Source organism: Novipirellula methanifontis (assembly GCF_052161655.1).
GTDB lineage: Bacteria > Planctomycetota > Planctomycetia > Pirellulales > Pirellulaceae > Novipirellula.
Map to the genome: position 1 here is coordinate 1281422 of NZ_CP197418.1, position 24720 is coordinate 1306141.

Here is a 24720-nt window from a genome sequence, read left to right on the forward strand (position 1 = left end):
CGCGCGAGTTGCATTTTCGCTTTGCCTCGTACAAGTATTCGATCAAAGCAGATGACTCGTGTGGAGACTCTGCTTTACTCCCCTCCCCTTCTTTCAACTCAGGTAAAACTAACATGAGACAACTACTTACTGCCGCAGCTTGTTTAGGTGCTCTTGCCGCAGGTGCCGTCGTCGGAGCTCAAGATATTGCTGGTAACGCGGCTTCCCAAGTCGGAGGTGCGTTGGATCGTGCTGCGGGACAAGCACAAAATACAACTCAAAATGCGGTCAATGGTGTTCGCAATCAAGCCAATGCTGCGGCTTCGCAGGCTGGCAATCAAGTCAATCAAATTCAAGGCGCCACAACCGATGGTTGGAACAACGGGGGCACCCAACGCGGTGTCAACGGCCAGGTCGGTGTCGATGGTCAAGCGAATGTGAACGGCCAAAATGGTGTGAATGCGAACGTTCAGTCGTCGCAATCAATTAATGCACAAAACCAATCTGGGCTCAGCGGCAACCAACAAAATTCGGTTGGCGTCAACAGCCAAGGTGCTTACTACCACGGCCAAAACCAACAAGGTTACTACGGCCAAAACTATGGCTACGGCAATGGTTACAGCCAAGGCGGCCAATTCTACGGTCACCAGAGTGCCCAAGCCTATGGAAACCAATACGGCCATAACCAGTATGGCCAATCGCATAGCGGTGCTGCCTACTCAAGTGGTTACGCTGGTTCGGGCAGCTACATCGGCGGTCACTCGGCAGCCGGTGCTGTCCACACGTTGCGTCACGATGCTAGCGGACGGGAATTCATTTGTGTCGGCGGACAACGCGTCTATTTTGATAACGCTGCGACGCAGAACGATAGCTACCAAGCAGGTTACGGAAGCTACGACCAAGGCAGCGATCAGGTGAACAATCCTCAGGGCGTGCAAAACCCTCAGGACATGCAAAACAATGCAGCCCAGGATCTTGACGAAGATTTCGCCGCACCCGCTCGACCCACTGCCGATTTGAATACTGACACCAATGTGCAAACCGAAGCGGGAGCTTCCGCCAACGTTAACACTGGAAATGTCGATGCCAATGCCGAAGCTGGAAATGTTGACCAAAACGGTTCGGCTAACCTCGAAACCGGTGTCGAGGCTGCTGCCAAAACGAATGCGACTCAAGAATAGTCGCAAATTCTAAGGGTTTATCCAACGACGTCCGGTCTGTCTTCGCTGAAGGCGGGCCGGACGTTTTTAGTGAGAAAATTAAAACAACAAAATTAACAAGGTGTCAAATATGAGAACGCTAAAACATGCTCTGCTACTGAGTTTCGCCGTTACCACGGCGCTGTCGTCACTACCGGTGGAGGCTCAAACACAACGTGCGCTGGAACGACGGGCCGAACGCAACGCACGGCAACTGCAACGACAGGCCAACCGATCCGACTACTACTCGCCGGGAACGTGGCAAACTCTCGATCCTTGGATTCGGGAAAACGGTGTAGCTCCGTTGGCACGCGCGGCCAACGCGATTGGCCAAACCGTGGACGCTGCCACTCGGATCGGTGATGGACAATTTGGGTATCGAGACAAGTCGGCACAGAACACTTGGTTCTATGACTACTACACCTATACGCCCACGTATTACACTCAGCGAAGTGATGATCGCTATGCTGGCGCGATCCGGTATTTCGATGCGGACAGCGACGGTGTCTACGATTCGCGTTCCTATTACCGCGACAGTGATGAAGATGGACGCTACGACGAATATGATCGATACGATTTCTATAACGATGGAACTGCCGACGCGAAGGTCCAAGTCGAAGTAAGTTCAACAGATGGTGACGAGCCACGCAGCGATGTAGCTCGTGCCGACAGTGCTCGTGCCGACAGTACTCGCGACACCTATCGCGGCCCCGAGGATGCTCGTCGCCACAATGTCCAAGGTGAAATTGCGTTTACGAAAAAAGCGAAGGTCAATGGCAGCGATAACCTACTGGTGGGGATCAATCACGAGAACGAAACCACGCTCGCCATTGACCTTGGCCCCGTCGATTCGCTCCGCGGTCAACATGTCGAGGTCGGCAATACAATCACCGCTGTCGGAGTCTACGAAACGGTTGGTGAAAAACAGTTGCTTCTCGCTGATACTTTTCGTATCGAAGGCGGGCAAAGTATCGAGGTTGATCGTGCTGCCGGCTTGAATTTGACCGGTGAAATCGTTGACATCAAGAGCACGCCGATTGGTTCGACCGATCATTATATTGCTGTGGTGTCGATCGATGGAGAACGTCAACTTGTCGACCTCGGTCCCACGACGACGTACAAGGTCAAGCTCCAGCCCTCGACGAAAGTCACGCTACGCGGCGTGCCCGTTCGTGCTCAAGAGCACCGTGTGATCCTAGCCGAGCAAGTGCGAGTGGGAGGCGAGACGTTTAACATCCAGCCCACCCAATTTGGCTCGCAGCAATAACTCTGAACCGCTGAGGTCTCGATTAAGTTTTTCACGAACGCGGTGGCTGTTTTTAGCGGCGACTGCGTTCGTTGCATTCCGAAGATAATGGATGATCCTCAGAAGGAACTCGCTTAAGTAGTAGCAGATGCAAGGCCGGAATCCGGTGGCGTGAGCCACCGGATTGCGTAGCCTAGGCTACGTTACGAGATCTTTGGCAACCTCCCACACCCCAAAATCACTTTTACCTCACCGCATGTTAGGTTTGCTGTAATGCATCGACGATGGGCACGGTGGCGGCTTGGACGGCCGGAGCAAACCCGGCAGCGACGCCAACGACTAGCGCAGTGAGGGTTCCTGAAATGGCGAGGCTAAGCGAGGGCCTGAATGCGATCGTGGCTCCCTCGGCTCCGATGGCGAATCCGCCCAATGCCAATACCGCCAGCGCCAATAGCGTACCGGCGATCCCACCAACAAGACACAATAGCGTGCTCTCAGCCAGCACCAAACGCATTGCTCGCAACGGACGCACACCTATCGTTTGCAACACCGCGTACTCTTTGATGCGGTCCTGAACACTCATCACCGTCGTGGTCGCGACCAACGACAGCACCAATCCGACACAGGCGTAACCCAACCAGTGGGCGAAGCCGATCAAATCAACGAGGTCCGATAGCGTGCTCGCTTGGAACGCACCCTTGCGACGTGTCTTCGTCGCGACCGATCCGGCGCGAAGTGTTTCGTCGATTTCCGCAGCAACCCTGTCGGGGTCGGCATCCTCGCTCAACAAAACTTCGTGCTGAGTAACCAATCCCGCAGCGTCCAGTCCGCGGGTGTACTGCAGGAATGCCAGACTGGTGTAGATCAAGTTCTCTTCCGAAGGGACCGTCGACGCGAAGATACCCGCTACCTTGACCGAGATGTCACCGATCGAGAATTGGTCGCCGGTTTTCAATCCGCGACGCTGTGCGACATTACGACCGACAATCGCAGCATCGCGTTGTGACGCGAATTGCTGCCAGTTGCCTTCGATCAATGACAGTGGACGCGTCGCTTGGATCTGTTCAGGATCGGCTCCGTTGAAAACCACAATGTCCAAACTCGCTCGACAATTGTTTGTCCAGACTTGAATCGGCATCACATCGCGGACGCCTGAAATTTCTTTGATCTTGCTTGAGTAGTCCTCGGGCAATCGGCTCGTCGTCGGACAAAACCGGTTTTCTTGGAACACGATCAAGCTGCGGTCGGCATCGGCACCGCTGGTCAATCGCCGCAAACCTTCTTGCACCGAACCAACGAAACAGAACACGAACATCGCCACGGCGGCGCCGGTGACGGTTAACAGCGTCCGCGTGCGATGACGCCATAGCGTTTTTAAAATGTAAGAAGTCATTGGGCGAAAGTCGGTTAGGAGCCTGTGGATGCACTTTCCAGGAATTTGCCACGATCTAAAACGAGTTGCCGTGATGCGATTTTCGCAGCATCGGTATCGTGAGTGACCATCAACATCGTGATGTCGAGTTCTTTGTTCAGTCGTTGCAGCAATACTTGGACCTGCTCGCTGGTTTCCGTATCCAGACTTCCGGTCGGTTCGTCAGCGACGACGACTTTCGGGTGCGCAACGATCGCTCGGGCGATGCCGACGCGTTGCTCTTGGCCGCCGGAGAGTTGTCGTGGATAATGGTCGGCACGATCGCTGAGCCCTACAGCTTCCAAAGCTAAATTGACTCGCTGGCGACGCTGAGCCGACGTTAGTTTTAATAGTAGGGTTGGCAGTTCGACGTTCTCGTACGCCGTTAATACGGGAATCAAATTGTGAGTTTGAAAGATGTAACCCAGATTGGCAGCACGCCAATCGGCAAGTTTACTGCGAGACAGTTTTGTGATTTCCGTCCCATCGACCACGATGGTTCCCGAATCCGGGCTGTCGATGCCACTGACCAAATTTAAAAGCGTGCTTTTGCCTGTCCCGCTTGGTCCCATCAACGACACGAACTCCCCCGACTGGATATCCAAATCAATGTTGTCCAGTGGCGTGATCGTCTCGTCCCCTTTGCGAAAGCTCTTGCAAACGCCTCGTAGTTCCAACAATGCCATATCGTTCTCCGTGATATTTGTTTCGCGTTCGCGTTACTTTCCGATCGTTTGCTCTTCACCTGTGACGGTTACATGGTTGCCCGGTTGCAATTCATCCAGTCCCGTCGCAATCAGCTTGTCGGTCACGTTCAATCCCGACTGAATCTCGATCAAGCCTTCGGCACTGGGGTTGCCGACATCGACACTGCGCTGCTGGGCACGCTGATCAAAATCGACGATCCATACAAACGAGCCCGCGTCGCCCGATTGGATCAATTGTTTGGGAACAAACAGACGTTCGCTCTGCATCATCTCGTCCGCTGATTCAGCAACCACCGGAGATTGAAAGGTTGCCGTGACTAACATCTCGGGGCTGACGTTGGGCGGAGGATCAATCAGTTCGACCTTCACCTCCAATGTGTTCTTTTGAATATTCGCAGAACTTGTCGTCTGTAGCACCCGCCCGTGGATCACGGCGTCGGACGAAGCTGTTTTGATTTCGACGCTTTGGCCACGAATCACCATCGGGACATCTTCGAGTCGCACGTCGGCCCGAACCTGTAACCGCTCGGGATCGTACATCTCGACGACTGTGCTAGACCCTTGCCCGGACGGACCATCGAGTCCGGTGACCCGAGTGCCGGGCGAGGCGATCAGGCTGAGGATACGCCCATCCATCGGCGCGAGCACCGTGTTTCGTTGGAGTGTCAACTCGGCTTGCCGCAGTTGCAGTTTCGCTTCGTTTCGTAGTCCAATTGCCGACGCCACCTTGGCTTCGGCCTCCTGCATTTGTCGCGTTTCTTCGACCAATAGTTCAAGTTGTTGCTGTAATGCATCGACCTTTCCATGCAACGCTTTGACTTCGCGCTGGATGTGGGGGCCACGCTGCTGAAGCTCTTGCAGGTTGGCGTTAGCCGATGTGTATTCGCTCTCGGATTGCCGGACAATACGTCCCGCAATCGCCGCTTCGGCTGCTTGTTTTCCCTGCATGCTGCTATGCGAGTATTTGACTTGGGCCTGAGCTGCTTCGATTAGGAAGGGCAATTTTGCGAGCTCGGTTTTTGCATTGGCCAACCGGCTTTGGGCTTCCGACAAAGGAACTTGCAAATGAACCGGGTTCTTTAAACGAATCTTTGCGGCATCCCGTTCTGCAATCGCACGATTTAGTTCCCCTTCGCGGATGGCGAGAGAGTTCTTCGCTTGCTCGACGTCGAGCTCCGCATCGATCGCAATTAAACTCGCAATCGGTTCTCCCTTGGTCACGCTTTGCCCTTCGACCACCAACAATTCCTCGATTACCCCTGATGCCAATGCGGCAACACGGATCGCGGTCGGTCGCGGTTCGATCCAGCCCGCAGCCTGGAACAGTGGTGTTCCGGACGGTTGCAGCTCGGCCCGCTTCACGACCACGGGCACGACGGTGACCGATTGTCGGGGCAACAGACGTCGTCCGGCAGCTGCCCCGAGCAACATCACGAAGCCAACCAGAATCCCAATCGGCACCACGTACCGCGACACCCAGCGTTTTCGCTGCGGCCGGGCTGGTTTCGTTTCACGGCTAGGCGAACGATCCATCGCGAGTTGGCTGAGATCAAGTTGGCTTTGGGTCATTTGGCATCGATTTTTAGGGGAGATGGGAGTAAGGGAGTCTGCTGCTCCCCCTCTTTCTACTCAGAGCGGACGAAGACCTTGCTCGCTGCGACGGTCAAGTTTCCTTGATCGTCTCGCTTCGCAGTGCCTTGCACGACGACGGTGGAAAGCTCTTTCACGTTTAACAGCTTTCTTGCATCGCTGGCGACCGGATTGCCGTTCTCGTCCACCACTTTCACAGTGGCGATGTTGTCTTTGACTGCGACGGTTTCACAGCAGTAATCCCAAGGGGTTGGACAACCTTCGTCCGGGGCACAATAAGGCACTTTGGCATCGACAATCGTGAACGCGGCCAGACCCTCGACAAAAGGCTTACTTGAGCCGCCGATCAGTCCCACCAACGTGACCGATTCATCGTCTTTCACACTTTGGCGAGCATCGCCGACCGCCATCGCACCTTCAGGCTCCGTGGCGCTGATGTATTGTGAGTTCCCTGCTGCATTCGCATCGGGCTGTGCTGCGGTTTCGACTGCGGGATTGCAACCAGCGACGAGCAAACACAGACCTACTAAACTAAACATCAGTTTCATTTCTGACCTTTCAATTTCGTTGAAAAAACAAACACTTGTTAAATGGACTTTAAACTTGTCGCGACCTCGGACTTCAGTGCCTTGATCGCGGGCGGCAGTGCTCCTAGCACGCCTAACATCAAACCCACCCCGCATCCGATTAGGATGGCCACGCTATCGATTCGCAGCGTGAACGCTCCCATCGTGAATCGCACTGCCATGCCGTTGAGCATCGTCAACGCCATCGCACCTGCCAGTAGCGAGCCCGACGCGGCCAGCAGTACGCCTTCTTGAATCAAGCTGATCAAAATCGCACGTCGCCGAAATCCAATCGCTTGCAGAGTCGCCAACTCTCGGACTCGGCCCGCCACGGCGCCATACATCATGTTCAACCCTGCAAAAATTCCTGCGGCCGAAACCAGCACAACTACGAACCACGCCAGCAAGCGAACCGGTTTGTAGTGTTGTTGTAGCGTTGCGTAGTAATCGGTTTCGCGGATCGCGCGCAGTTCCAAATCGGTGCGTTCTTTACAGAACAATTCGACTTCGGCTGGGGAAGACCCAGGGGAAAGTAGCATCGCAACCAGGCTCAAGTCTTGGCGTTTTGTTGCGATTTGGAAATCTTCCAGCTTGCACCAAATCTCGGATTCGTACGCCGCACCTCCGGCTGCGAATTGACCGCTAATTCTCCAAGATCTCCCTTCAAATTCGATGTGCTTGCCAATGCTCAACGCAGTTTCAGAACTGCCAAGTTTTGCGGTGGCCAGCCGTCCCACAATGACTTCACCAGCCTCCGGCCAATCACCTTGGATCAACTTGACGGATCGGCGGACGAGCGGTGCGGTTAATTTGACGCCGCGAACCAACCCCAACCCGCCCGCTCCTTCTTCTGTTTTGACTCGAGTACCTAAATACAACTCCGGTGAAACGCACGTGACACCAAATCGTTTCGCGGCTCCGTCCAAACTGGCGACTAGCAGTGATGGGGTGCCCGCGGTAATCGAAGAGTTCTCAATGTTTTCTTCCGAGTTCACGGAGTACACCAGCACTACGTCGGGATCGCCGCTGACCTCGAGTGATTGTTCCAGTCCACGAATGAATCCCACGACGACAAACACCAACATCACAACCGTTGCCAGAGCAACGAGCGTCAATGCGGTACGCAGTGGCCGTCGAGCCAGATTGCGAACGCCGTATTCCCAAGGAAGAAGCATGATTGGACGTAATGGGGTGATGGAGGGTTGTGTCGTTCTAACGCTCGCGGCGCGAGCCTGAACTGCTAAAAATTTAAGGTTGTCATCGGATATTGGGGGTGAGTTTTTCTTCCGGCATATACTGCAGTTACCTCTCCACCGACGAAGTCGGGGGAGAGGTCGAGCACGCCCTTTAGGCGTTGCTCGGGTGAGGGGGCGACCGCGCTATCGGCGAGCAATTTTGGTGAAAACGGCGTTATCGTCGCCATTGGCTTGCTCGGTTAGCCCCTCACCCGAACGTCGCTGAAGGCTCAGTTCGACCTCTCCCCCAACGAAGTTGGGGGAGAAGTGGCAGAAAACCAATGCATTTCGTGCCAACGACAATGTCTTCGAGCAAGCGAAGATTCCTGCAGCAGACATCAATGGCAGCTACGCGAGCTCCATTTCTTGCTGCAGACGCTATTAAGAAGAAGGTTGAATCAAATCAACCAAGATTGGTGCGCGATCCGCGCATCACGCCCGTAGGGAGAGTGTTTGAACGGCGTTTGACGCATCACGGCGTCAAAGCGACTCGGTGCCGCGACGGAGACTTGCAGTACCGGAATCCAATCCACGATCATGCTTGCCGTGTCGGGCAGTTCCACACCTGATTCGAGTACCGCTCCTTCACAAATGCAATTTTGGCAATTGCACTCACTCTCGGACGGTTGCTCGGAGGGCTGCGAAGAGGGTGCGTCCTCACAATCAGAACAGCAACAGCACACTGGCGTTGCGGACTGGTTGCCCCCCGCTGCATTCGCTTCACACGAAAGGCAACGCACTGGACACGCCATCAAAAGGGCGATCAACAGTAAGGCAAAAAGGGGGCTCTTCATACAATTCAGTCTAGTCACTGGCAATTTCCAGAGCAAGAGCAAACACTCACGCCCCCCTGTGGACGACGGTACGGATTCATATCAACGCGACGTCGATGCGGCTGATCGACAGCGGCGGTAGGACGATACCGGATGGATCCGGCTTAACGTTGGTAAGAACACTCTCGTCCATCTCAAACGTTTTAAGTTCGTTGAGGTTCTCGAACGAAAGCGTTTTTAGCTCGACGGGTTTCGTTTGAGTCACCCCGTCGATGATTAGCTGGAACGGGGTGGCGCGAGTGCTCTTGTTGATCGTAAACACGATCAACTTGCCCTCTTTGATGACCGCTTCGGCGCTGACGGCGTCGATTCCGTCTCCGATTTCGCTCGAGTCGGTTTCGCTTGCGAATCTTTCTGCGTTTTCAAAGACATCGCGAATGATCTCGTAGGCGGCTCCATAGCTGGTGCGATGGTGAGTCCGAGTCTTTTTGTCGTAGGTAATCAGCGCGTGACTGGCGTTGATTTGAAAGTAGTCCGCGATGCCAAACAGCTCGGGATGTTCGAAAAATCCGAGATAGGTGTCTGCCATCCCAAGGATGCTGATGGCATTGTCACCGCAGCTAACGGACCATTCCGATATCCATAGTGGCTTGTCGGGGAACGCGGATCGTAATGTCTGTGCCATTTCAACCATCGTCTCTCTCGCGGTCAGCGTCTGAACTGCTCCCTCACGATCGGCTTGGTGACTCATATGTTTGTGCACCGTAATCGCATCGTAATGGTCGCACTTCATCAAAGCGGTGTTCCAAGGATCCGTGAGTGGATTTCTCCAATGGACGGGCACCGAAATCTGCACCTCGGGTGCGACTGCACAAATCGCCGCCGCATGGGCTTTGGAAACCGCGATGTATTTATCGATGTCGCTGACCGCTTCGCTTCGCTGCGTCTTCCAAAAAATCTCGTTACCCAGTTCGATCCATTTCACATCAAAACCTTTGGATCGTCGATCAAGCAGACGCCGCATGCCCTTTTCAGGACTGTCGTAATTTACATTCCAGGTAAACAGAACATCGAAGCCGAGTTCCTGATGCAGCGTATGAAGTCCATCGAATCCATACTTCAGATCGGGATGATCTTTGACCGCACTGTCGTAAAGAGTCTTGTAGCTGTCCGTCATTCTGCGACCATCGGATTCCCAGTCATAGAAGTTGGACCAAACCCCGTGAGGAAAGCGAAGCGATGATGGTTTGAGTGTCCGGATCAGCCGTTGTGCGTCCGGATGGTTATAGCCCGTCTTGCCATAGAGTCCTTCGGGCCAATTGCAGTTCAAGCCGAGTAGCATCGAATTGATCGGCGTTTTTGTCTTCGTATCAACTTTTAGCGTCGCGTTGATGCCCGCTGGCACTTCAAATGGATATGAAATCTGTGCCTGAGATGAACTGACCCAGCAAATGAGTAAAGCCAGAGTGCAGGTCGTTGATAACACGCGTAGACGGAAAGAGTGGAGTGTCATCATTGGTTGGGGATTAAGCGGGAAAGAGGGATACGCGACGGAAAACATTAATGCAAAAGATCGATGACGTCGTTCGAAAAGACCAAGTCGAACAAACGTTTGGTTTAATTCGCTGGTAGCTTCAGACGTTCGATTGACGTTAATTCGGGGCTTCCGCCTCGCCCGCCCGATCCCGATGCGGTGTAGACATGGTTTCCGACGATCGCGAATCCTGAACCATGTCGGCCTCGCTCAAGCGACGGCCAATCTCGCCACTGCTCGGTTTTGACGTTGTACGCTTCGACTTGATCGTGCGCTGTTTTTTGAGTCGATTCGCCACCGCCGATCACGATTTCGTTGTCCCACGCCATTACCATGTTGCCGGCACGCGGCGTTGGCAGCATGGGCGATTCCGATTCCGGTAACCACTGATCGGTTGCAAAATCGTAGACGTCGATCGGTTTAACGGTTAAGTCAAAAACTTGTCCTGTTGCCTTCGATGTTGTTCGGCCGGCTGCGGCGTAAAGTCGGTCGCCGCGCACGACGGCGGGAAAATGGTCTCGCGAATGAGGAGCGTTTTCGAGCATCCGCCAATTTCCCGTTGCGGGATCGTATTCGTCAAACCAGGGCTGGAATCCGTCGTTGTGACCATTTGTGATTCCGCCGATCAAATAGATTTTTCCGTTGTACTGCACCGCCCCGGCGCCCCCACGACGTCGCTGTTCGGGGATCGTGTGACCGAACTTGAACGTGTCCGTCTTTGGATAGTAGACGACGATTTTTTCAAGTGGACGTTCGTTTGGATAAGGCCCCGTCATCGCGCCCATCAAGTAGATCGCGTCCCCCATCACCACCGCTTGAAAATGATGCAGTTCAATCGGCGTTTCGGATTTTGCAGTCCAAGTCAGGGTGGCGGGATCGAACACGTCGACCGGATTGATGCGTCGACCGCCAATCAAATAGACCTTGTCTTCAAACGCAACCAATGTTGCCTCGTGACGCGCCGTCGGGGCACCAACCGCCTCGATCGTTTCCCATTGCCAGGTTTGTCCATTGGCAATCGAGAAACTCAGAAGACAAAACAGGATAGGGAGCAGTAAGACGCGTTTCATTTCAGACTCTTCGTTGTTTTGAAGTTGCGTTTTTGTCGTTTTCCCCGGCAAATCATAACCCGAAGCGTCAGCGAGGGACCGTGTCAAGATCGATGTTCCCTCTCTTCGGGTTATGAAGGTGATCTCCCCGTGAAGGCCGTTTGGCTCACGGGGAGATCGAAGGAGTTGTCATTGAGTTTGAGCTGCTGCAATGACAGGCTGGAAGCCTACGCCACTTATTGCTTTTGCACGACGACGGTCCAGTCTTGGTCTTGATCGCTCGGAGCTTGTCCAAGATTGACTTTGCTGCCGCCGCTCACTTTTTTGACCGATCCGTTTTGCAGCGAACCACCACTGCGTGGATTAAACCACTGGACCGAAAAGTCGCCTTTGACATTGCTGAGGTCTAGCTCGGCCGTGCCACCATCGCAGAGATAGACCACATAGGTCTGTCCTGTTTTGGCCAAACAGAACTTCGTGTTCTTTTGTTTCTCGTTGCCAACCAAGGCGTCTTGAGGCGTCATTTCCCAGAATGGAATTTCGTTGTCGTGAAAGAAATTAAGGGCGATACGACAATAGTCCCAACTCTGATCGCGGCTTCGCCAATCTTCGCACACCAAGTCGTTCTCGGCGTAGGCGTAACCAAAGTAATACTCAACGCCTGCACCGCCGCCCATCAGGGTTCCCCACAACGTTTGCTTGCGAACTTCGTGTTGGGTGTACGTCATTTTGCCTTTGCTGTCGTGACCATCAAAGCCGCGGTAACCAAGGTCGGGGCTTTGTCCATGTGCCGCCGTTCCCGATTCGTCAAACGCGACGACCCAAGGTTTTCCGGCAGCTTTCGATTTTTCAACCCATTTGGCGGTTTGCCAGTGCGTGTCTTGAATCCCGCTGTTTTGCAGCGAAACACCGGTCAGTGCCGATTTGTCCCCCAGCAACGGTTCGTACTGAGAATCCTGTTGGCCTGGGAACGTATGCAACACGCGGTTGTGGTCGTAGGCGTCAAACGCGTCGATGTAGGCCAACATCGCTTTGAGTTGCTCGGTCGACTGCGTGTTCTCTTCACCGAGGTTCCAGTTGAGAGCCAAGTTGTGCGCAAAACGGGCAATCAACTCGCGGCAATAAAGCTTTCGTTGTACACCAAGGTCGCCTCCATCGAGCGAGGTGGGAACCTTGTCGTCGTTTTCCGTTTCTTGCATCTTGAAATGCAAGTACATGCCTTTGGCTGTGCTGTGATCAAAAACAACACCCCATTGATCGAGCTTGCTGCAGTCGTAGTGCAACTTGTCGTTGCGTTGGATGAAGGGCCAAACGTTGTCGCCGTCACCGCCCGCGTTGTACGTCAGGAACGAAAACGCGTTACAGCCTTTTCCAGAAAGGTAGTTGATCGCACCGATCAGTCCTTTGCCTTTGCCGTTTTGCCACGTGGGGTCGCCCGACTTCCAGTCTTTGATGTGGGGAGCCCATGTTTTCAGCGGTACATTGGCTTTCCCTGCAACAGTGGCATCGAAGTCGGCGTAACCGAGCAACGTCTCAGGAGCGTCGGCACCCGCCTTCAAAAAATACTGTTTGCTTGAAGCAAATTGCAGATAGTGCTTCCCGACGTATTCCAATCGACCAACGGCACGCAGATCGCGGCCCTGTTTGTCGCTTTTGGCAACGCTGAATTTGCCCGACTTGCCGTCAAACGGTGCCAGAGCAACGCCAGCTGGATTCGTGTCCAACGCCGCCAGCGGTCCTTGCCGGAACGAAACGGTATAAGTCCACTCACCGGTACGGTCGGCTGCAAAATGAGCTCGCCATGTCGTGCCCGCTTCGGCAGAAGTGTCTCCAGCGTTACCATCAGCGGCAAAATAACCTGGGACGGTGTATGTCGTGCCGTCGCTGTGTTTAAACGCAACCGTCATCGCATAATCGGTGAACGGATTCGGCGAATTGTCTTGCTCGTGAGCGTATGGGCCGCTGAGATTTAAAGTGACCTTGTGCCACTGTTTTGTTTCGCCCGAAAGGTTCACGCTGGCGTCGCCATTGGCCCCGCGAGGCAACATTACGGGCAAATTGCTGACCGGTTTGGTGGGGCTCCCCTTTGCAGCGACGGTTTGCTCTTTCGGTTTTGACGCCTGCTTGGCGAGGTACGGTTTCGCTTCTTTGCGAGTCGATGCGTCGGCGGGTGTGAAGGTGATACCGGCCCAACGAGCTCGCGAAAACTCTTCGCCATCCTCGGAACCTGTCGCGGCCTTGATTGTCACGATGGCACCGTCGGTGATCGCAATGTTTTTCCAGGTTTTGCGATATTTGGCCGCATCTTCAGCAGTTTGATTGCTTAGCGGCGACTTGAATTCACCTAACGGATTGTGGTCGATATCGACGGTGTAGGTCGACATGCCATCGTTTTCGCCGATGGCATGCAGCGTCACGTCGTACGTACCGGTGGGGAACTGAAATGTGGTATCCGCCGTCGCTTGTTTGTGCTGATCGGGATTGATGGCCAGCCATTGTCCGCGATCGATATAGAATGCGTCGTTCTTGATGTCGAACGCTGTGGCTGTCAGAAACAATCCAGCGTCGGATGCTGTCTGGGCGACTTCTTCGGATTTTTGTGATGCCTTCGGAGCCGGGGGTGTCGCAGGAATGCTGCCCGAATGAAGTTTCGAGGTCGGACCAGCGTCCTCGGGGCGAGCGAACTCGCGGTCGGTAGTCATGATCCACTTGTCAAACTCGAACCCATCCTCGCGCATCGAGAACGAGATTGTGTGTTCGCCCGCAGTCGGGACATCAAGGAAGATCTTGTAGGGTTCTCCACAGTGTTGCTTTTCGGTGCGTTGCTTGCTTTCCCAACGCCACTCGTTTTTACCCTGGCACCACTGCAATCGTTGACCGGTTTCAGGCCACTGGCCGTCGATTCCCACGTGCAGCCCATTGTCTTCGCTGCCGGTGGAATAGGCACGTACCCAAACGTAATATTTGCCTGGTGTTGTGAAATTGACTTTGTAACTCAGCACTGCCATCTTACCTGCTTCGGGAGCAAAGTTCGTTCCCGGAATCAACTTGTCACCATGAGTCCGCCGAGTGTCGGGCAGAATCTCAAGGTAGGCATTGCCACTTGCTTCGGCGACATGCGATGGATCACCATCGGGCGTAATGTCGGGAGTTTTTTCGGACGAGGTTAAGTGCCAAGCACGCTTGTCAGTCGAAGATTGCTCGACATAGTGTTCCGCTTCGACCGCGACCAGACCGTCGGCTTCTTTGAACACAGGGTCAGCGGCTAATCCTAACGATGGCGAACAGGCTATCAGCAAGACGGACATGCAACGTGTAAGCTGCACAAGGAAACTGCGACTCATGGACAAATCCTAGTGGGTGGGAACGGAATCAGGAAAGTGGGATAGGCTTCTAGCCTGTCATCAGCATTATTTTTTGTCGTCGTTGATCGCTCCGCGATCAGAACGCGGGTTCGCAAAACGAGCCCACGCATTCGGCAACAATTTCTTACGCGTCGGTGGCAACCGCAGCAACGATCGCATCGGCGACTGCGTGAGCGACGTCGGTCGTGGACGACGATCCGCCGATATCGGGTGTTCGCACTTGGCCGTGCGCTAGCACTTCAGCTACTGCATTTTCCACAGCGACCGCTGCGGCAATGCAGTTTGCATCGTGGTGGGTTTGACCGAGCCAATCCAACATCATGCCGGCGGACAGAATTGTGGCCAACGGGTTGGCGACATTCTTGCCAGCGAGTTGGGGGGCGGTACCGTGGGACGGTTGAAACAACGCGTGTTTGTCGCCAATTTCAGCCGATGGACCTAAGCCGAGACCGCCGACGATTCCGGCACCCAAATCTGACAAAATGTCACCAAATTGGTTTTCCATCACGACCACATCGAAATCAGATGGGTTCTGCACCATGTACAAGCTCATCGCATCGACATAGACCGCGTCGTGCTCAATGTCGGGGTACTTCGCAGCGACGTCATGAAAAATCTTGCGAAAGAACGCCATGCTGCGAAACACGTTTGCCTTGTCGACGCACGTGACTTTGCGTTGTCCATCACTCGGGCGACCGCTGCGGCGTGACGCCAACTGAAACGCATAATCGACAACTTTGGATGTCCCCGCACGCGTGACTACTAAAGTGTCGGTGGCCACTTCGTCGCCGACCATGCTGCCACCGCCAAACGAAGCGAACAGGCCTTCGAGGTTTTCGCGAATGATCACAAAATCGATTCCCGCACCGGTGTCTTTCAGAGGGCACGGAGCCCCCGGATACAATTTCACCGGACGTACTGCCGAGTGCAGATTGAGTGCACGCCGCAGTCCCACCATCATCGTCGGCTGCACCTCTGTGCCATCAGGTTGTCGCACATCAGGCAGTCCGATTGCCGACAACAGTACCGCGTCCGCAGCCAAACAAGCATCCAAAACGTTCTTCGGCAACGTCTCGCCGGTCTCGCGATAGAGTTCCGCGCCCGCACGATGCGATTGGCAATCGAGTTGAATGTCTGGGAATTCCGCGACAACACGATCGAGCACGATCTGAGTCGCTGCCATGGTTTCCGGGCCAATACCATCGCCCGGCAAAAGTGCGATCCGATAGGAAGTCATCTGTGTTTCTTATGTTTAGATAGAAAAGTGGAAAGGTTAAGCGTTTGCTACGAGATCCGGTGCCATGTTTTCAGCGATTTGCTTTCCACCCATGGTCCGACGCTTGCCGAGAAATCGTGGAAATAGTCGGCTGCGCGGTGTTGGTCAAACGCCGCAGCATCGTCGTAGATTTCATACAAGAAAAATTGGTTTGCATCTTCGGGATCGACGCTGACCTCGAATTGCTGACATGCATCTTCGTTGGCCAGCGAATCGTTCGCTTGTTGCAAAACTCGCTCGCGGAACACGTCAGCGAATTCGGGTTTGATCGTAAATTGGACGGCGACAACAAACATGGTGGTTATACTTTGGTTAGGAATCGGTGAGAAATAAGGTGTCCGGTACCATTTGCCAGGAATGGCCCAGCGGGTGCTTCGCACAAATGGTACCGGACACCTTATTTCTCGCATTATTAAGATGGAAATCGTTCGTGCAGGTCGCGACACTGCTCGTCGGTCAAACAACGAGGGTGGCGGTCACGCAGCAGTAAATAAAGCTTGGCGGTTTCTTCGAGTTCTTCGGTCGCGTAGACCGCTTTATCAAGGTCGGACGCGGCCACGATCGGTCCGTGGTTGGCCAACAAAATCGCTCGTGCCCCCACCGCCGCTCGTTCGACCTCGGCGGCAAGTTCTTCAGCTCCCGGTGGAAAATAGGGCAGCATCGGAAGCGTGCCGACGCGCATTACATAGTATGCCGTCAGCGCAGGAAGTACATTCGCCGAATCAATGTCTGGCAGACACGATACTGCAACCGAATAAGTCGAATGCAAATGCACGATCGCATCGTCCTTCTCACGCGAACGGTACATCGATAAATGCAGCACCGCTTCCTTGGACGGCTTGTCTCCGGCCACCAGAGAACCGTCCCATTTCACTTTGGAAATGCGGTCAGGATCGAGTCGGCCCAAACAGACATTTGTGGGCGTGACCAAAATACCATCCGGCAAGCGGACGCTAATATTTCCGCTGCTGCCACACGTAAATCCGCGATCAAACAGCGATTGGCCGTGCATGGCGATTCGCTCACGTAATTCTCGTTCGCTCATGCCAACATCTCCAGTGCGGTGTGAAAGAAGTTATCATCACCAAAGTTGCCCGATTTGAGTGCGATCGCCAGCGGTTGCCCGCCAATCGATTGAGTCCAAGGAACACCGGCACATATTTCAGGGCCAATTTTCAAGGCACGAATGCCCAGCCTACGAACCACTGCGCCCGACGTTTCGCCGCCCGCAACCACTAACCGCCGTACACCGACATCGGTCGTCAATTCCATTGCGACTTTCCCTAAAAACGATTCGATCACTTGCGCCGCTTCAGTTTGCCCCAGAGTCTGCTGGACACTGCGGACGCCTTCGGGATCGTCGGTCGAGTAAATCAAAAGAGGACGACGGGGATCACAGGCCTCGGCCCATGCCGCGAGTCGTCGTTGGTAACCGCTGGGATCGCGAGCAATCTCAAGCACATCAAGCTGCCAGGTACTGCAAAATGATTTTGCCTTGGCCACTTGCCGGTTGGTTGCCTGCGAACAACTGCCCGACAAAATCAAGCTGCGACCTGGGATCGATGGCAACTCGCTCGATGCACGATGTTCGTCAACCAGACCCGATTTTCGATATGCGTCGCCTAGATAACGTGCCAGACCTGATCCGCCAGTCAGCAGCGGCATGTCGCTGACCGCCGCAGCGATGGTTTGCAATTGCGAATCGTCGACACCGTCGACCACAACATGAGCGATGCCATCGAGGTGTTGAGTTTGCAGCGACTCAGTGGCGCAGCCGACGTCGGCGAGGTCGCGATAACAAAGTCGCCCAACAGGACGCGTGACTTGGTGCGTTAGGAATCGCACTAGGTTGGCGTCCTGCATCGGATTGAGCGGGTGATTTTGCATTCCCGATTCGTTGAGCAGCGTGTCGCCGACGAACAAATGGCCTTGGTACACCGTTCGTCCCGCTCGCGGAAACGCAGGGCAAAAGATCGTTTGTTTGACATCCAACGCGTCCATCATCGCTTCAGCGACGGGACCGATATTGCCCTGCTCGGTCGAGTCAAATGTCGAGCAGTATTTGAAATAGAACCGCTGGCATCCATGGTCACGCAACACTTCGATGGCCGCGATCGATTGCGAGATTGCTTCGGATGGGGCGATCGAACGCGTCTTCAATGCCACGACGACTGCATCGACCGCGTGGACTTGCAAATCATCGAGCGTCGGAATTTCCAGCCACTGAATGACTCGCATTCCCCCTTGCGCTAGGTTGATCGCAAGATCCGTCGCTCCGGTCACATCGTCGGCGACACATCCCAAGATCGCGGACGTGGCAGTAGTTTTGATTTTGTTCGTCATCACTCAAGTCTCCTCCATCGCGATCGCACGCACGGGAGTGCCGTCGCCACCGACGACTTTTAATGGCAACGCGACCAATTGAACGATCCCTTGAGTCAATTGGTCCAGATTTGCCAGCCCTTCGAGAATGACAACTCCTCCACGGAATAGTGTTTGATGGACCTCGGTGACCTCGTCGATATTGTTGACGTCGGCAACCGACGGCGGCTCGACTCCGATCAAGCCCACTTGGCGTTCGACAAACCAACGAGCCAGCTCGATCGATATTCGTGGCAATCCATTGCGATATTCCGTTGTTCCGTATCGCTTGTGCCAATCGGTTCGCAACAACAACCGGCACCCTGGGGTGACTTGGTTTGCAACGCTGGCAAAATCGTCAACGGTCAACAATTGCTTGGGAGTTGCCGGGGACAAGTCGACCACGACTGCCAGGCCCACCACAACGCTAAGGTCTTGTTGGTCGATCGTCCTTCCGCCGTCCAGAAAGTGACACGGCGCATCCATGTGGGTGCCGCAGTGTGAATACAGCGTCAGCGTGGTTGCATTCCAACCATGCGTTGCGATCCGTTTCGCGGGGGACACATCGACGCCGGGCATGTCGTTGTTGATCGGCAATGTCAGATCAATGATTCGCATGACCGTCTCCTGTCGTGAGTCCACGGACCGGCAATCCGGTCTCCGCGGACTGGTAGATTGCCGCTTGGACTCGCAAGGTCTTTAAATATTCTTCGCCGCTGGTTTCAAACGGCGCTTCATTGCATAGCGAGTCGATGAAATGTTTTTGCGTAAAGTAAACGCAGTCGCCTGCGAAGCCACGGCGATGATGCTCGTAAGGGTGGGGCTGTACGGGATGGCCAAGTTTCTGTGTCGTGATTTGCCCGTCACTGGACAGACGAATCGATCCACCGTCGGTCTCCACTAGACATTCGCCAAAGGTGTAGCGTGGATCTTCGACATCGGATTCATGGTAGCGGCTGGCGTCCCATACGCCACGTGCACCGCCCTCGAATTCGAATACGATAATCCCGGTGTCTTCGCCAGCAATGTTCGAGTTCAATCGACGCAGCGATGCGAAGACGCCTTCGATCTCGCCTCCCAGAAATCGAAACGTGTCGATGAAGTGCACGCCCGTTTCGAAAACCAGCAATTGTGGCATCGTGGCAAAATAGGGCTGACGAGCTTGATAGGCATCCGTTTGCCATCCGTCGCCCATCCGGGTACGCACGCTGAGCGAGTGGAGCGTTTCGCCCATTGCACCGCGTTGCATCAGACCCCGCATTTCGCGATACCAAGGTTGAAAGCGAAAGTTTTCGTGGACCATTAAACGAATGCTCGCGGCGCTAGCGACGTTGACCAATTCGGCCGCTTCGTCGATGGTCGGTGACAGCGGTTTTTGGCAAATCACGTCGATGCCGGCCTCGGCAGCGATGCGAACGAGGTCCAAATGAGAGTCAGGCCGCGTGATGATGTCGATAAAGTCGGGCTTTTCGGCTTGTAGCATCGTTTCGACGTCATCGTAGACGTTAGCGATCTCGTACTTGCGAGCGACCGCGTTTGCTTTCTCGCGATCGACATCACAAATTGCGACGAGTTCCGCTCCTGGGATGCGATTCCAGGCGTCAAAATGGAAGTGGCTAAAGTAGCCCGCTCCCACTGCGACTCCGCGTTTCGGTTTGTTCGAATCTGCCATGTTTCCTTACCGCATCAGAAAATTGGTGTAGACCAAGGCAGCGATCACCACCACTATCATGACCGCGAAACTTGCCAGCCGCACTCGTAACTGACCGGCGGAGAGTTCGCGTAGTTGTCGCAGCGGATTCATAAACAACCAAGCCACCATCGCCAACGCGTTGATCGTCGCGGCGAAAACAAAGAACGAATTTGCGGTCCCTGTTTGTAAAGCAAAATAAGGCATCGTCACATTGGCGACGAAGTACGGGAACACCACGGCGCTCAAGGCCGCGCCCATGTTGCCGACCATGTTCATCGCACCCGAGACGGCACCGCTACGGTCTCCTCCGATATCCATACAAAGGGCCCAACTTGGGCTGAGCGTCATCTCGACTCCAAACAACGCGATCGAAAAGCAGATGATTAGCGGCCAAACCGTTTCCGCTTCGGCAGTTTGCGTGCACATCAAAAGTCCGATGGCGCCCAAAGCGAAACCGACCATCGCGGGGATTCGCCGCGACAGCACGGGCATGCCTTGCTTGTGTAGCACCGTCACCAAGGTGCCCGAGAGCCAGAGAGCGACGGCACCGACCAATAGCGGAAGTGCCGACAAATTAGCGGCCTGGCTGCCCCAGCGTTCTTCGATATAAGGACGCAACCACGTGATACTGATGAAAAACGTGATATTACTCGCAGCGTATTGGAACATCGCCAACAACACGTTCGCGGATGTCACGATTTGGATGTAGGGAATGCTCAGCGGCGTGGATTGTTGCTCAGCGATTCCCGCTTCGATCAACTCGACCTCGGCGTCGTTGGTGCCCGAGTGTTCGCTAGGCGAATCTCGATACCAAAACCACCAAACGCCGCCCCAAACCAGGCCCACAAAACCGTTGGCAACAAAAGTCCATCGCCATCCGATCCACGAAATCAAAGCTGGCATCACGACCAGAGAGAGTGCGGCTCCGACACGTGCGCCGGAATGGAAGATCCCTTGACCGATGCCTCGTTCTTTCGCGGGCAACCATTTGTACAGCGCACGGGTAGCGCCGGGGTAAGCACCCGCCTCGCCCATGCCAAACAAAAAACGCACGACAAGCAAGCTGATCGCAGTAAACACCGCTCCGGTCAGCGCCGTAAACACGCTCCAGATGACTACCACGATTGTCAGTGCCAACCGCGGTCCCGCACGATCGCTAAACATGCCTGCGGGAATTTGGAACAGAGCGTAACCGATCGCAAAAATGCCAAACACATAGCCCATCATCTGGTCCGACAAACCGCTGATGTCCGATTGCATCGGGCCCTTCGCTGCGGAGATACAGACGCGATCCATATAGGTGTTGACTGTATGCAAAAACAGTAACAGCACTAACAGGAATCGTTGTCGCGTGGCGACGGACTCGGTCATGGGATATCCAGGGTGCGGACTTGGCGTCGCGAGGGGCGTTTTTTTGACGTTATGGGATTCTAATGGAATGCGGCGTTCGTTAAAATAAAATACTTCAAAACGATCGTTTATATTTACCTAATGGTTGACGCGATGAAGCATTCCACCGGTTCCCCGTCGCGTGCCAGTGAGTTGAGCGTCCAGCAATTGCAGACGTTCCAGTGTGTTTATGAGCGGGGCGGGTACGCCGCGGCGGCTCGCGAGATGGATCTTTCGGTACCCACAGTGTGGCAGCATATTCAAACGCTGCAGCGTTTGTATCGAACGGATTTGTTCGAGAAGTCGGGACGCGGCGTGGTGGCGACTGCGATGGCAGCAAAGTTGTACGCGCAGGTCACTGAGTTGTTGGCCGGTTTGGATTCGACCTTTGATCTCGCCGAGGACAAAGAGAGTGATTCGCGTCCAATCACGATCGTCGCTGGCGTGCGAATGATGATGGAGGAGATCGCTAATCCGCTGCAGCAATTTCGCCAGACTTGGAACAACCCGTTGGTGCTCAGAGAAGGCAACAACCAGGTGGCCGAAGAATTGATTTTGTCAGGAGAAGCCGATCTCGCATTGACCTTAGAGCCAGAAAACGAAAACGCATCGCCGCTGATTCATTTTGAGCCGGCTTATTTAGTCGAGTTTCTGGCGATCTGTAAAAAGGGGCACCCCTTTGCGACTTCGCCCAACAACACCCTGCGTGAACTGGTCAAACATGATCTTGTCGTGACTCGTCCAGGAACTCACGGTCGCGACGCACTGGACCACACGCTGCACCGTGAACGTTTGACGGCAAACGTTGTTGCGGAAACCGATAACAGTGGATTTACAATCGCATGTGTGCGTGCAGGCTTGGGAGTCGGCGTGTTGGCTGGTCGTACGAAAGGCGAATTGTGCCGCAGGCTGGTTGTCACGTCATTGCGTCGGCATTTGGGCGAACGACAAATTGTATTCATGTGGAAGAAGGGGCGTCTGTTAAGCCCTCCGATCCTAAGCCTCGTCGACACCATCAAACGCTGCAATGTGGGATAGGCGAATGTGGGATAGGCTTCCAGCCTGTCTTCGGCATTATCTCTTCTACTTTTCTTTTTCTAACCCGTATTGCAATGCTTAATGACAGGCTGGAAGCCTATCCCACATGACTAAACTGATTTAGGGATCGGATCGCCTTGCTGTAGGCCAAGTTTGACGCGGATGCGTGCAGACGACCATTTGTAGTCTGCAGGCCGCTGTGCAAGACCTGCAGCCACCGGATTCTGTTCGATGTATTCAATAATGCGAAGCATTTCAGCTTCGTCTCGAACGTAATGATCAAAGGTCTCGCCCTGCCAAAATGTTCCTGATCTTCTTAGCACTCGATTGCACTGGGTTGCTGTGAAACTTTGGACACTGTGCGAAATGATTTCTCGTGGCGTGTGATTGCTACTTGAAGCGGACAGGTGCTCCGCAGCCCAATGTTCGTCTGGCAAGAACAACCAGTGGTGATGGCTTGGCATCACAACGAAGGCCAGCAAACGATAGCGTTCGTCTGCGAAATGTAGAAAAGCGTTTTGGACTATTTCAGCTGCGTTATCGTCGTCAAAGTGTCGAACGGGAGTATCGCCATCAAGCAAGCTGTCGACCAGCTTGAACACCAATTTGTGCTTCTTTATCTCCCATTCTTGATCCGATAAGTCGTTTGGATTTGGGCGTGCATCTAGCTCTTCGCGACGCGTTCGAATCCGTTTCATTCCGGCGGCCGAGAGACTTCCCGCCAGGCATCCTGTAATGAAATACGGTTTGCCTTCGACATCAATATGCGGCAGCTTGCGCCGCCGGAATATTCCTGGCTCGCTCATCGTCTTGCCTCCTGAAAGATGACAAGATGAATCGTTGGGTTGGATAAAACCGATGACAGGCTGGAAGCCCAGGGCTGTAAGGGTATGTTGCTAGGTTAATCCTAGCAGCTTCGCCGTCGAAACGTGACGCGATGCAACGTTCCGTGATCGATAGGGCTTTTTCTTCTTGGTACCTCGACGGGATTTGCGATACTCACTCAGGTCGATCTTGCGAGCGATCTTGGTGAGCAGCGAAATAAGCCCTTTCATTGACGCTGGTATCAGTTCACTCCATTCCTCAGCGGTGATCGCAATCAGCATGCCCTCGGTTTTGTCCGAGACGTTCTTCGAGACGTGGAAGTGGCTGATCTCGTCAACTTCTTCTTCCTCGTGAGTTGCATACAGGACTGCAAAAATCGTCTGCCGGAGGTTGAACGCTAGGACGGACATGCAAAAAAGTAATGCTGCTGCCTGAGGATGTCCAATCCCTGAATGTTCGCAAGTGAGCGTCATCTGCAACACGTTGAATGCAGTTTCCACTTCCCAGCGATGGCGATAGAGTTCAGCCACGTCAGTGGCTGAAACTTCGCTGGGAAGATTAGTCAATACATGAATCACGGTGTCGCCATCGCGAGTGGGCTTGTCCAGCTCGACAGTGATCCGACGAACGATCATCGCGTCGTCCGCAGCGGAAAGCTTTAGCTCTTGCTCGTACACTACGCCCGTGCTGATGCGACCAATCCGTTTGCGTTTCCCAAGCAAAACACCTTTTAAACGCCCATGTTGGCGGATCGCGAAGAAGCCACACGCCAGAGCAATCTTAGTTAAGAATGACACAATGCAATAATGCCGGTCAGCAATCACGACGTCTTTGGCTACCAGATCTTCAACGATCCGACCGCAACAAGTCGACTCTTGCGAGTGTCCGTCAAGCAGGACATAGACTTGATCGAAAATTTGTCGTTGCAAATCAAATCTTGCGACGAGCTTCCCTGGCAATGGAGCCCCTTTGACTTCCCGAAGCACTTTTAGTCTTTTGTCAGACTTCGCCAAAACATTGCCATCAATGCTAAAGCAGCGATAACCAGGAAGTAATTCCCACGGAACGAATCCCAAAGCATCTTGTGCTTGCACCGCTCGCTCTGCGGAGTGCTTGACGATTGCTTCACTAACGGCTGGCTCCACGCCTCGGGTTTTGGCGTAGAACGATTGACGCGTTACGCCAAGTTCTTCTTTATGTTCTCTGTAGGCTTGATTGAAGTTGTCGCTGAAATTGAGCGCCACATCAGCTACGGTCGCTGCGATGGCCTCAAACAAGGCGATGTAGTCGTACTGCGCCTCGCGATTGTTATCAAAGATGCGATTAAGATCGCTTCGAATGAAATCTTGCGTCAGAACTCTTGTCATGACGGCAAATGGAGCCTTGTTAACAAACCGATCAAAGACTTTAGATGACACCGCGAACCTCCGTGTAGTGTAAAACACGGTAATACACGACAATCAAGCCACAGCGATACCCTTACA

21 protein-coding genes are annotated in these 24720 nt (G+C 54.0%); 3 read left to right on the top strand and 18 right to left on the bottom strand.

What is annotated here, in order from left to right:
- Positions 1–113: 113 nt before the first annotated feature.
- Positions 114–1160, top strand: a complete 1047-nt coding sequence (locus tag SH528x_RS04410) for a hypothetical protein (protein WP_442509316.1) — start codon at positions 114–116, stop codon at positions 1158–1160.
- Positions 1161–1269: 109 nt separating this feature from the next.
- Complete coding sequence (locus tag SH528x_RS04415) at positions 1270–2445, top strand: hypothetical protein (RefSeq protein ID WP_442509317.1); 1176 nt, start codon at positions 1270–1272, stop codon at positions 2443–2445.
- A gap of 238 nt (positions 2446–2683) precedes the next feature.
- Here the strand turns inward: SH528x_RS04415 and SH528x_RS04420 are convergent, their stop codons facing one another.
- From SH528x_RS04420 to SH528x_RS04495, 16 genes are all read right to left on the bottom strand, one after another.
- Positions 2684–3817: an ABC transporter permease gene (locus tag SH528x_RS04420; RefSeq protein WP_442509318.1), complete on the bottom strand. Its 1134-nt coding sequence runs from the start codon at positions 3815–3817 to the stop codon at positions 2684–2686.
- Between the two features lie 14 nt (positions 3818–3831).
- Entirely contained in the window at positions 3832–4521 is a 690-nt protein-coding gene (locus tag SH528x_RS04425; RefSeq protein WP_442509319.1) for an ABC transporter ATP-binding protein, read from the bottom strand.
- 33 nt (positions 4522–4554) lie between these two features.
- Positions 4555–6111: an efflux RND transporter periplasmic adaptor subunit gene (locus tag SH528x_RS04430; RefSeq protein WP_442509320.1), complete on the bottom strand. Its 1557-nt coding sequence runs from the start codon at positions 6109–6111 to the stop codon at positions 4555–4557.
- Between the two features lie 56 nt (positions 6112–6167).
- Positions 6168–6680, bottom strand: coding sequence for a hypothetical protein (locus SH528x_RS04435; protein WP_442509321.1), 513 nt, complete (start codon positions 6678–6680; stop codon positions 6168–6170).
- A gap of 38 nt (positions 6681–6718) precedes the next feature.
- The gene (locus SH528x_RS04440) at positions 6719–7873 is read right to left on the bottom strand and encodes an ABC transporter permease (protein ID WP_442509322.1); all 1155 of its coding nucleotides are present in this window, start codon (positions 7871–7873) and stop codon (positions 6719–6721) included.
- 458 nt (positions 7874–8331) lie between these two features.
- Positions 8332–8727: a hypothetical protein gene (locus SH528x_RS04445; protein WP_442509323.1), complete on the bottom strand. Its 396-nt coding sequence runs from the start codon at positions 8725–8727 to the stop codon at positions 8332–8334.
- Between the two features lie 76 nt (positions 8728–8803).
- Positions 8804–10222, bottom strand: coding sequence for a hypothetical protein (locus tag SH528x_RS04450; RefSeq protein ID WP_442509324.1), 1419 nt, complete (start codon positions 10220–10222; stop codon positions 8804–8806).
- 101 nt (positions 10223–10323) lie between these two features.
- Positions 10324–11310, bottom strand: coding sequence for a Kelch repeat-containing protein (locus SH528x_RS04455; RefSeq protein ID WP_442509325.1), 987 nt, complete (start codon positions 11308–11310; stop codon positions 10324–10326).
- A gap of 215 nt (positions 11311–11525) precedes the next feature.
- Complete coding sequence (locus tag SH528x_RS04460) at positions 11526–14633, bottom strand: DUF5060 domain-containing protein (protein ID WP_442509326.1); 3108 nt, start codon at positions 14631–14633, stop codon at positions 11526–11528.
- A 145-nt stretch (positions 14634–14778) separates the two neighbouring features.
- Complete coding sequence (locus SH528x_RS04465) at positions 14779–15891, bottom strand: isocitrate/isopropylmalate dehydrogenase family protein (protein ID WP_442509327.1); 1113 nt, start codon at positions 15889–15891, stop codon at positions 14779–14781.
- 47 nt (positions 15892–15938) lie between these two features.
- The gene (locus SH528x_RS04470; RefSeq protein WP_442509328.1) at positions 15939–16226 is read right to left on the bottom strand and encodes a putative quinol monooxygenase; all 288 of its coding nucleotides are present in this window, start codon (positions 16224–16226) and stop codon (positions 15939–15941) included.
- A 116-nt stretch (positions 16227–16342) separates the two neighbouring features.
- Positions 16343–16975 carry a 3-oxo-tetronate 4-phosphate decarboxylase gene (gene otnC / locus SH528x_RS04475; protein ID WP_442509329.1) on the bottom strand — a complete coding sequence of 211 codons (633 nt, stop codon included), beginning with the start codon at positions 16973–16975 and terminating at the stop codon, positions 16343–16345.
- Complete coding sequence (otnK, locus tag SH528x_RS04480) at positions 16972–18273, bottom strand: 3-oxo-tetronate kinase (protein WP_442512079.1); 1302 nt, start codon at positions 18271–18273, stop codon at positions 16972–16974. Before otnK ends, otnC begins: the two co-directional genes overlap by 4 nt.
- A gap of 3 nt (positions 18274–18276) precedes the next feature.
- Positions 18277–18909 carry a cyclase family protein gene (locus SH528x_RS04485; RefSeq protein ID WP_442509330.1) on the bottom strand — a complete coding sequence of 211 codons (633 nt, stop codon included), beginning with the start codon at positions 18907–18909 and terminating at the stop codon, positions 18277–18279.
- Positions 18896–19963 carry a Gfo/Idh/MocA family protein gene (locus tag SH528x_RS04490; protein ID WP_442509331.1) on the bottom strand — a complete coding sequence of 356 codons (1068 nt, stop codon included), beginning with the start codon at positions 19961–19963 and terminating at the stop codon, positions 18896–18898. Before SH528x_RS04490 ends, SH528x_RS04485 begins: the two co-directional genes overlap by 14 nt.
- 6 nt (positions 19964–19969) lie before the next feature.
- On the bottom strand, positions 19970–21355 hold the full coding sequence (locus tag SH528x_RS04495) for an MFS transporter (RefSeq protein WP_442509332.1): 1386 nt from the start codon (positions 21353–21355) through the stop codon (positions 19970–19972).
- 132 nt (positions 21356–21487) lie between these two features.
- Between SH528x_RS04495 and SH528x_RS04500 the strand changes: the two genes are divergently transcribed.
- Positions 21488–22411 carry a LysR family transcriptional regulator gene (locus tag SH528x_RS04500; RefSeq protein ID WP_442509333.1) on the top strand — a complete coding sequence of 308 codons (924 nt, stop codon included), beginning with the start codon at positions 21488–21490 and terminating at the stop codon, positions 22409–22411.
- A 110-nt stretch (positions 22412–22521) separates the two neighbouring features.
- On the opposite strand, the gene SH528x_RS04505 is transcribed toward SH528x_RS04500, so the two are convergent.
- Together SH528x_RS04505 and SH528x_RS04510 are read right to left on the bottom strand one after the other, a co-directional pair.
- A complete protein-coding gene (locus tag SH528x_RS04505) occupies positions 22522–23217 on the bottom strand; it encodes a transposase (RefSeq protein WP_442509334.1) in 696 nt (231 codons plus the stop codon).
- A gap of 90 nt (positions 23218–23307) precedes the next feature.
- On the bottom strand, positions 23308–24654 hold the full coding sequence (locus tag SH528x_RS04510) for a transposase (protein ID WP_442508123.1): 1347 nt from the start codon (positions 24652–24654) through the stop codon (positions 23308–23310).
- Positions 24655–24720 lie beyond the last annotated feature (66 nt).

Bases quoted from the DNA above. Each gene is read 5' to 3' on its own strand.
- SH528x_RS04410 (WP_442509316.1), top strand. From the start codon at position 114: ATGAGACAACTACTTACTGCCGCAGCTTGTTTAGGTGCTCTTGCCGCA.
- SH528x_RS04470 (WP_442509328.1), bottom strand. From the start codon at position 16,226: ATGTTTGTTGTCGCCGTCCAATTTACGATCAAACCCGAATTCGCTGAC.
- SH528x_RS04425 (WP_442509319.1), bottom strand. From the start codon at position 4,521: ATGGCATTGTTGGAACTACGAGGCGTTTGCAAGAGCTTTCGCAAAGGG.
- SH528x_RS04455 (WP_442509325.1), bottom strand. From the start codon at position 11,310: ATGAAACGCGTCTTACTGCTCCCTATCCTGTTTTGTCTTCTGAGTTTC.
- otnK (WP_442512079.1), bottom strand. From the start codon at position 18,273: ATGACGAACAAAATCAAAACTACTGCCACGTCCGCGATCTTGGGATGT.
- SH528x_RS04420 (WP_442509318.1), bottom strand. From the start codon at position 3,817: ATGACTTCTTACATTTTAAAAACGCTATGGCGTCATCGCACGCGGACG.
- SH528x_RS04440 (WP_442509322.1), bottom strand. From the start codon at position 7,873: ATGCTTCTTCCTTGGGAATACGGCGTTCGCAATCTGGCTCGACGGCCA.
- SH528x_RS04445 (WP_442509323.1), bottom strand. From the start codon at position 8,727: ATGAAGAGCCCCCTTTTTGCCTTACTGTTGATCGCCCTTTTGATGGCG.
- SH528x_RS04495 (WP_442509332.1), bottom strand. From the start codon at position 21,355: ATGACCGAGTCCGTCGCCACGCGACAACGATTCCTGTTAGTGCTGTTA.
- SH528x_RS04430 (WP_442509320.1), bottom strand. From the start codon at position 6,111: ATGACCCAAAGCCAACTTGATCTCAGCCAACTCGCGATGGATCGTTCG.
- SH528x_RS04490 (WP_442509331.1), bottom strand. From the start codon at position 19,963: ATGGCAGATTCGAACAAACCGAAACGCGGAGTCGCAGTGGGAGCGGGC.
- SH528x_RS04435 (WP_442509321.1), bottom strand. From the start codon at position 6,680: ATGAAACTGATGTTTAGTTTAGTAGGTCTGTGTTTGCTCGTCGCTGGT.
- SH528x_RS04450 (WP_442509324.1), bottom strand. From the start codon at position 10,222: ATGATGACACTCCACTCTTTCCGTCTACGCGTGTTATCAACGACCTGC.
- SH528x_RS04505 (WP_442509334.1), bottom strand. From the start codon at position 23,217: ATGAGCGAGCCAGGAATATTCCGGCGGCGCAAGCTGCCGCATATTGAT.
- SH528x_RS04460 (WP_442509326.1), bottom strand. From the start codon at position 14,633: ATGAGTCGCAGTTTCCTTGTGCAGCTTACACGTTGCATGTCCGTCTTG.
- SH528x_RS04465 (WP_442509327.1), bottom strand. From the start codon at position 15,891: ATGACTTCCTATCGGATCGCACTTTTGCCGGGCGATGGTATTGGCCCG.
- SH528x_RS04500 (WP_442509333.1), top strand. From the start codon at position 21,488: ATGAAGCATTCCACCGGTTCCCCGTCGCGTGCCAGTGAGTTGAGCGTC.
- SH528x_RS04485 (WP_442509330.1), bottom strand. From the start codon at position 18,909: ATGCGAATCATTGATCTGACATTGCCGATCAACAACGACATGCCCGGC.
- SH528x_RS04415 (WP_442509317.1), top strand. From the start codon at position 1,270: ATGAGAACGCTAAAACATGCTCTGCTACTGAGTTTCGCCGTTACCACG.
- otnC (WP_442509329.1), bottom strand. From the start codon at position 16,975: ATGAGCGAACGAGAATTACGTGAGCGAATCGCCATGCACGGCCAATCG.